At 62.8% G+C, this 8192-nt stretch carries 4 protein-coding genes; 2 read left to right on the plus strand and 2 right to left on the minus strand.

The genetic code is table 11. From position 1 onward, the window contains the following. A partial coding sequence (locus AAGI46_13720) for an Ig-like domain-containing protein (protein ID MEM1013263.1) occupies positions 1-2232 on the plus strand: 2232 nt, incomplete at its 5' end. Between the two features lie 157 nt (positions 2233-2389). Here AAGI46_13720 and AAGI46_13725 read toward each other — a convergent pair. Next, the gene (locus AAGI46_13725) at positions 2390-3574 is read right to left on the minus strand and encodes a hypothetical protein (protein ID MEM1013264.1); all 1185 of its coding nucleotides are present in this window, start codon (positions 3572-3574) and stop codon (positions 2390-2392) included. A 292-nt stretch (positions 3575-3866) separates the two neighbouring features. Continuing rightward, positions 3867-4607 carry a hypothetical protein gene (locus AAGI46_13730; protein MEM1013265.1) on the minus strand — a complete coding sequence of 247 codons (741 nt, stop codon included), beginning with the start codon at positions 4605-4607 and terminating at the stop codon, positions 3867-3869. Positions 4608-5371: 764 nt separating this feature from the next. On the opposite strand from AAGI46_13730, the gene AAGI46_13735 reads away from it, so the two are divergent. Further along, a partial coding sequence (locus AAGI46_13735; GenBank protein ID MEM1013266.1) for a hypothetical protein occupies positions 5372-8192 on the plus strand: 2821 nt, incomplete at its 3' end.

The following is an 8192-nucleotide window of genomic DNA, read 5'->3' on the forward strand; positions in this document are numbered from 1 at the left end:
AGCAACACCGACCTCGACCGCGTCTTCTACGCGTTCGACAACGCAGGCTTCGCCACGACGACCGTTGATGCGCCCGTCTATGACGTTGCGATGCAGGTCTTCCAGACCAGCAACGAGAGTCTCATCGGCCTCGACAGTGAAAACCGCGAGCGCGACAACGTGAGCGAGAACGACCCGTCAGTCAGCTGGAACGCTGCCATTCAGACTGAGTACCGGACCACCGTCTTTGCTGAAGAAGACATCGACGGCATCTCGGCCGCTGACAACGACGCCAACATCACGATCAACGGCCCGAGCGCGTTTGTGCAGACGTTGTCCTTCAACGCAAGTGGAGTGGGATCGCTCGGCGCGAGCATCGGTGCGAACGATGCGGACTACTTCCAATTCACCGTGCCAGCGACCTACGCCGGCGGACAGGTGACGTTCACCGCCGATCCCACGACTGCGGGGCTCAATCCGGTCCTTTCGCTTTACGATGCATCGGGCAATCTCGTGCAGCGCGTCGATGCCGGGTCGACGGATGTGACCGAGACCCTGACGCGGTCCAATCTCGACCGGAACGCAAGCTACGTGCTGCGTGTTGGCCCTGCCAACGGTGCGTCGACTGGCTCGTTCACGGTGTCAGCAGATTTCGACCTGAGACTGCCCACGTCGTCGACCACCAGCGAAAACGCAGTCATCGTGCCGTTTGGCCCGACCGGCAGCAGCCCGGACGTGCAGGGTGGTAGTGCCTTCATCAACTCGTCGGGGGACGTTGACTACTTCTTCTTCGGCCGAGATGTCCCGCTGGGCGATCTGTTCACTATTGACGTCATCGACACCGTCTCTGGCCAGGATCCCGTCGCCGCGGTCTACAACGCCGACACCGGCGCGCTCATCGACTTCGACGACGACGACGGAGTCGGCAACGACGCACGGATCATCTTCACGCCTCTCGCCGGACAGCGCTACATCCTCGCCGTCGCAGACGCCGGCACCGCGACGGGCGATCTGATCGTCAACGTCGACTATGGCACCGGCACCTTCGACGGGCAGATCATCTCGCTCAACTCGTCGGGCGATGGCACCCTCCCGCTCGGCTTGGGCGTCGCTCCCGGTGGCGAGACGTTCATGTACCGCGCGACCGCTCCGGCCAACGCCGACGGAAACGCCACGTTCAGCGTCTCGCCCGATGCCGGTGACAACGCCGAGATATACGTCTTCGACGACACCGGAACGCTCCTTGGCAGCTCGCGATTCGGCGGAGCCGGCGTGACCGAAACCGTCTCGCTCAGCAGCATCGTTCCGGGTGACGAGTACTTCCTCACCATCCTTCCACAGAACTACGACCCCGCCGTCAGCAACGGCAACCTCGGCGGCACCGTCAGCGTGAGCTTCGACCTCGTCACCGCTCCACCGACACCGCCCACGCCCGATCTCCAGGGCGGTAGCGACACCGGCATCAGTTCGACCGACAACATCACCCTCGATCGCACCCCGCAGTTCGTCGGCGCACTCGGCTCTGTCTTCGCCGGCAACACGATCCGAATCTTCCGCGAGGGCACCTTCGTCGGGTCTGGAACCGTCAGCCCGATCGGCATCTACTCCGTCACGCTGCCACAGCAGCCACAGGGCACCTTCGACTACACCGCCACCGCGTCAGTCACGCCTTCCGGCCCGCAAAGCCCCGCGTCGCCGCCGATCGAGGTCACGATCGACGCGACTGCTCCGGAGCTGGTGTTCTTCGACTTCCTCTTCGACAACGGGCCGCAAGACCAACGCTTTTTCGTTGACTTCAACGAGTCGACCAACGGCCTGGCCGTGACCGACCCGATCGTCCGCAACACGACCACCAACACCAACCTCCCCTCCAGCGACTTCGACCTCATCCCTGGAGCGTTCAACAACGACCTCATTTACAACCCGACCAGCGGCAACGACTTCGTCCCCGACGGCAACTACACCTTCCACCTCAACGCCGGCCTCGTCACCGACGTCGCGGGCAACGGGAACAACACGATCACCCGCGAGTTCTTCTTCCTCTCCGGCGACGCCAACCGCGACCGGACGGTCGACCTGGCCGACTTTGGCATCCTGCGTGCCAACTTCGGTACCAGCAGCCCGACTCGCTTCAGCGAGGGCGACTTCAACTACGACGGCACCGTCGACCTCGCCGACTTCGGCATCCTCCGCGCAAGCTTCGGCACCACCCTCGTCGACCCCAACGCCATTTCGCTCTTCGACGACGAGTAACTCGGCCACCGTCACCGCTGGCTGAACCGCGAAGACGCGAAGAGTCGAGGAGCCGCGAAGGGAACAGAGCGCTCCGGGACTCTGGTTCTGAACCGTTCTCTTTCCCCTTCGCGTCTCTCTTCGCGACTTCGCGTCTTTGCGATCTCTGAATGACCGCTCACGCCGCCAGCTTCGGCAGGGCGGGCTCCTCCAGCATCGTCAGCGAGTCGGCCTCGGGCAAGGCCCGCGACGCGTCGTACTTGCCGTCGAGTGCCAGCGTCAGGTCCGGGCGTCGGTTGAGCTCTTCGAGGTAGCGATCGCGCAGCTCCCGGTTCAGCCTGAGAAACGCCGGCTTCACCTTCAGCTTCGGCCTGGCCGGCGCTTCCGGTGCCACGACATCCTTGTCGTGTCCGGCCGGCTGCGAACTCGGCACCAGCGTCTTGCCATCCGACACGTCTACCCACTGAAACTTCCCCTTGACAAACACCCGCATGCGTTCCGGCTCCGCCTTCGGCGTCGCCTTGGCCTTCCGCTTCGGCTTCGCCGCCGGCAGGGCCTTCACCTCGTTCCCGTTCTCGTCCACCATCGGCACCTCCATCGGCCGAACCTCGCTCCAATGCGTCCCCGGCGGAATCGGAAACGCCAACCGATCCGCCCGCAGCGCCCCACCCGTGGTCTGAAACGGATACCAGTAATGCGTGTGGCTGTCCCCGCTCGTGATCCGCTTCTGCCAAAAGATGTGGACGCGGGGAGAAGCCGGAAAGCTTGAAGGAGGAAGCTTGAAGCCAGAAGCCTCAGAGTCTGGACCTTCAAGCTTCAAGCTTCTCTCTTCAAGCTTTCTGCCCTTCCCTCCCGCCCGGTACGCCAACGGCACAAACCCCATCGCCTCCCAGAACCGGTTGGCCGCAAGGTCCTGCGCACACCAGCAGCAGTACAGCCGACACCCATACGCACTCCGCTCGAACGCCGCCTGCAGCAGGGCCGCCCCGACGTACCCGCGCTGCACATCGCTCCGCACGTTGAGCTGAAACACCACGCCCAGCTCGTCCCGCTTGAGGTAGCGGTCCCGATGAATGATGTACCCGAGGGGCGTGGACGCAGACGACGGAAAGCTTGAAGATGGAAGCTTGAAGCTTGAAGACTCGGAATCGACACCACTCTGGTCCTTCAAGCTTTTGGCTTCCTGCTTCAAGCTTTCTGCAATCAGCACCCCTCCCGCTTCGATGTGGTCGACGAACTGCTGATAGCGAAAGAACCCGACCGCGTGCCGCTGCTCTTTCTGCAGGGCATCCATGAACGGAATGTCCTCCAGCGCGCCCTGGCGGAACGACAACGCACACGACGGTGGCGGAACGGGAAGCATGACAATCTCGGGAAAAGAGACCAGAAACGGAGATCGCGAAGCCGCAAAGATGCGAAGAGGGACGCGAAGCAGAGACAATGAGGAGTCATGAAACCGTGGCACGAACTTCAGTTCGTGTCTGCACGAACAACACACGAACTGAAGTTCGTGCCGCGGATGGGGTTGGGTGGGGAAAATGAGAGATCGCGAAGCAGAGAGCTGTTAGCGGTTAGCTGTTAGGGCCTAGGCCAGAGATGGATGCGTTCCCCTCTGACCTAGGCCCTAGTCGCTAACAGCTAGTCGCTACTCCGCCTCACGCCGCGATCTTCATGTCCGGCGACTCGTCGTCGCTGCGCAGCTCGTCGAGCGTCTGGGCCTGCCCGCCGATGCCGGGGAGACGCAGGCTCATCGGCACCGAGAAGGGACTCGTCTGGCGGTACGAACCCGACCAGTAGCAGCTGAACCAGACCGTCTCCTCGCTGACCAGGTCCGGCCAGTAGCAGTCGACGTCGGTTCGGCCCGAGATCGTGTACGTCGGCCAGCTCATCACGTCTTCCGGCGGCGTCGTGCCGCGGTAGACGAGGATGACCAGGTCGCGGGCACCGAAGGGCTTGCCGCGACGGTCCTGGCTTCTGGCACCGCGTGCCGAGACGCGGGCGGTGTTCGGCCCGGTCATGGCGACGGTGACGACTGGCGCGATGCCGGGGACCACGCGCTCGCTGGGCGTGTCGTCGGTGACGCGCACGCCGACCTCGCGCTTCATGGCGTCGGTGACGCCGTTGGCCGTGCGGATGATCGCGACGATCGGCCGAGCGACGGCTTTGAAGTCGTCGAGCGTGTCACGGAACCGCTGGACCGTGATGCTGCTTCGGGTTTCGTTGGCGGTGGCCGCGTTGTACGCGTTTTCCAGTGCAGCCGACGAGGTGTCGAGTGCAGCCGTCTGCTCGGCGCTCAGGCCGTACGTGGGGCCGCGGTCGGACACTACGTTGCTGATGTTGCGTGCCCAGGTGACCCAATCGGCATTGGTCCTGGGCGGGTAGGTGATCTCGCTCATCTGCGAGTCCTTTCGTCAGGCCGTCGGCCCTGTCGAGGCGTCGTGATAACGCTCCGATCAAGCCCGACGACGTTGGTCGAGAAGGGCGGCATCGCACCGTGTCGACTTTCGACCCGGCTTGCCGTCCGCCCCATGCATCGGCTGGCGCTCGACCGTTGAAAACCCGTTCACGACGACAAAAATCGTCGCCTCTGCCCGTCTGATAGAACGCCCCTTGTCACACCTGCGATCACCGCGATTCCAGGACGTATCGCCACAGCCGCGTTATCGACCCGCACCCGAGCCATCATGTTTCACCCGCCAGTGTCGCCGTCTCCCGATGACCGGGCGGTTTCACCGCAAAAATCGTCCAATAAAGGGAGCAAATCCGGTCCCGCCACGTAGATACCAGTTCCTGCCACACGGGTACGAACGGCTGCGACGCATGCATGAAGCTGCACGAAGCACCTCCCCACCTCCGCCGCGCACGCATCCGCGCACGACACCTGCATAAAACTGGCCGCGACGCACGTGTCCTAATCTGCTGCGTGTGCACTTGCGCATGCAAGCTATGCGAGACAAAGCAACACGCACATCTCAGCGTCCGCCTTGAGTGTCGTCGCCGATTTCGCCGCACTTCCAAGGCCGACCCCTCTTCAGGGGTGACGCTTTGACGCATCGGTCAGCTCTTGTGTGTCCAGAAGCCGCTGGTACTGTGGCAAGGTCATGGGGCCTTTCACCTCTCGCCGTGCATTGAAACGCGTCTTGTCCGTGGCCCTCGTTCGATGACGGAGAGGCTGGAGCCACGTCGGCTCTTGACCTTCGCGGTCGACTCGGCCGTGTTCGACGTGAGCGGCGCGGAGCACGCGTTCGAGATCGAGTTGTCGGCAGACCTGGACCAAACGACGCTGGACGATGGCGATGTGATGGTCGAGAACCTGTCGACCCGGCTGTACGCCGACGAGACGCTGACCGGGATGCACGGGTGGGGGCTGACGTACGACAATGCGACGAAGACGATCCGCATCGATCCCGGTGAAGCCAACGCGTGGGCGGATGGTTATCTGCCGGATGGCAACTATGAAGTGACGCTGTGGGCCGATGGGTTGTCGGACACGACGGGCAACACGCTGACGAAGCCCGACGGCACGCCGTTGCACAACGGCGTCGATCCGCAGGGGGCTCCGGCGTACCGGGCGAACGCGACCACGCACGCGGACTTCTTCTTCCTCAACGGCGACTTCAACCGAGACCGCGTCGTCGACCTGGCCGATTTCGGCATTCACCGCGCTCACTTCTTAACCGGCACGACCTTCGCCCAGAGTGACGCCAACGGCGACGGCATGGTCGATCTGGCGGACTTCGGCATCATGCGTGACGCTTTCGGGACCAACCTTGACCTTCCGCCGACCGCCGCTGGCGAGGTCGTGGCGGATCAGGCGACCAGCAGCACGGTCGAGGTCTCCTGGCAAGTCCCCGCCGACCCGGCAAGCTACGACGGCTTCCGCATCTACCGCGCCGAAGGGACGCCGGACGGTTTCCAGCTGATCGCCGAGGTCTTCCCGACGGCCGGCGACATCAACGACGGCATCACCGGCTGGCAGGACACGGGCCTCGTCGACGGCACCCGCTACCACTACGACGTCCGGGCGTTCACCCACGCTGCCGGCGACAGCCCCCGCACCGACGACGCCGCGGCGTGGACGACGCTGCTGCCGCCTGAGGATGTTGTGGCCACGTTCCTGAGCGAAGGAGACGTGCTCGTCTCCTGGGACCTCGGCGGCTACACCCAGTCGGACTTCTTCGTCGAGTACAGCACGGACGGCGGGGCCAACTGGAGCCCTGCCGGGACAGTCGACGGTTGGCAGTCGTACCTCGTGATCGACGACTCCTCGGGCGTACCGGGCACGAAAGCCCAGCGGGCCGACTACCAGTATCGCGTTCGCGGGCAGCTCTTCGACGCCGCCGGCGTCCTCGTGCTGGAGACCTCGCCGTCGCTCGGAGTGGAGCCGGAGTTGGAATCCCCTACGGCTCTGTCAGCGACTTCACCAGAGCCGGGGCTGTTGGAACTGGCGTGGTCAAATGACGCGTACGTCCAGACACTGCACCGCGTCGAGGTGAGCAGCGACGGGGGCGCACCTTGGCTCGCCGTCGCCGACCGGTGGGGCGAGCAAGTCGCCAGCGGATTCGACGATGAATTTGTCATCGCCGGCACGCCGGACGGGTTCGGCGGTGTGGTTGAACTGGCCGACAATGCGGTTTACGACCTGCGGGTCCGTTCGGAGTTAGCGCTTATCGGCTACGGCGGATTTGTCTTCGACGTCGTCGAGACCTCCGAGTGGGTGGAGCTGGGGGCGGGGGTGGGCGGAAGCTACGTGCCGGTCCTAGCCCCGTCTGGGGTCAATGCGATTGCCGAGTCGGCGACGTCCATCCGCGTTGAATGGAGCGACGAGAGCAGCGGCGAAAGCGGCTACGCCGTCGAGCGACGTCCGGAGAATGACGTGAACGGATGGGTCGCCGTAGGCACTGTTGGGCCTGATGCGCAGTCGTTCGTCGACACCTCGATTACGTCGGTTGACGACGTCTTCGTCTATCGAGTTCGTGCAACGGCTACACCGCCCTTCGCGGCCGACGGCAGCTTCGACAGCCTCCCCGTCGATGATCGCAACAGCGTTTCGACGAGTGAGACGGAAGGCGAACACATCGGCTACGGAAGTTGGAGCGGGTTCGTCGGCGACGAATCATCCGTTGAAGTGAAGGTGCTTGAGATGAACAGTCCGCATGGTTACATAGTTGTTCGGGGGATGATGGATACGTTAACTTTCCCATACGAGGAACTTTCTTCGACCGCATCGGCTCAAGAGCGGCAAGAGCTCGAGAGTTATGCCGAGGGACTGGTCGGGCTACAGTCATGGTCCAAAATGACTTTGAATGGTAATGAAGCATTTACTACGACTACCACTGTCGAATCGATTTTGACTGAAGCAATGTCTGACGGCACCTATCGAGTGTCCCTCACGCTTGTCGATTCGATCGAGTCCGACGTCGCATACTCAGTGGTTAGCGGGGATACGTATAGCTTCTCAGTGCCGAGCCAAGACGCTTCAGCGACTGCGATAGCCGCATCCGGCGGATCGCTCCTAGCGGCTGTTAAGGACGATCCCGAATTCCGATTCGCTTCGAGCAGTTTTGCAATTCTTACGGATGTTTATCCAGTCGACGCCACTGTGAATCTATCCATAAACGGGTTCGATGAGCTTGCCGAAGAACGCTGGGGCGGCTTGATCCCGCTCAACTGGGACAATGACAACGGGAGCGATGTCACGGAAAACTGGTCGTCGAAGAAAGACTTCGAGGTGTCAAGCGGTGAGGCGTACACGAAGATCAACCCGAACGATCCAGATGAGAAACCAGAGCTTCGGGAGGATGACCTACGACCACTTGGCGTCTCGGTCGGCGGACTCCCTGGCAAGGACGAAAACGCTGATTTCATTGACAACGTCCAAGTAACGATCGGTGGAGGCGGCAAGATTCGTGCCTATTTCGACCAGCACAAGACGAAGCCATTCGGGGGAGGCAAGTTCTCGACCGAGGAGCACGGCAGCA

Source organism: Planctomycetota bacterium (assembly GCA_038746835.1).
Lineage (GTDB): Bacteria > Planctomycetota > Phycisphaerae > Tepidisphaerales > Tepidisphaeraceae > JBCDKH01.